Consider the following 490-nt stretch of genomic DNA (forward strand, 5'->3'; position numbering starts at 1 on the left):
ACTCTATCTCTACACCATTCGGCTCGTCGATCCCGAAGTGATCAAGGCACGGCAGATCGTCAGGTCCAACACCGACGAATATCGGGGGCTGGAAGATAACCGCCGTACCTCGCAGGTGGCCTTCGCGCTGCCCTATCTGTCGCTGACGCTCATCATCATCCTGTCCGCGATCTGGACCGGCATTGCGGTCGCCGACCGTCTGGTGCGGCCCATTCGCCAGCTTATCGGCGCCGCCGACGAGGTCGCGACCGGCAATCTCGACGTCGCCGTTCCCGTCAGGCCTTCGGACGGCGATGTCGCGTCGCTCGGCGATACGTTCAACAAGATGCTTCTCGAACTTAAATCGCAGCGCAATGAGATCCTGTCGGCCAAGGACCTGATCGACGAACGGCGCCGCTTTTCCGAAGCCGTGCTTGCCGGCGTTACCGCCGGCGTCATCGGCGTCGATCCCTACGGCATCGTCACCATCGTCAACCGCTCGGCCGAGGCG

1 protein-coding gene is annotated in these 490 nt (G+C 62.7%); it reads left to right on the forward strand.

Features of this window, described 5'->3' with window-relative positions; genetic code table 11:
• Nucleotides 1–490: HAMP domain-containing protein (locus EN750_RS38495; RefSeq protein WP_127399523.1), on the forward strand; the 490-nt coding region annotated here is incomplete at both ends.

The organism is Mesorhizobium sp. M7A.F.Ca.ET.027.03.2.1 (assembly GCF_003999175.1).
GTDB lineage: Bacteria > Pseudomonadota > Alphaproteobacteria > Rhizobiales > Rhizobiaceae > Mesorhizobium.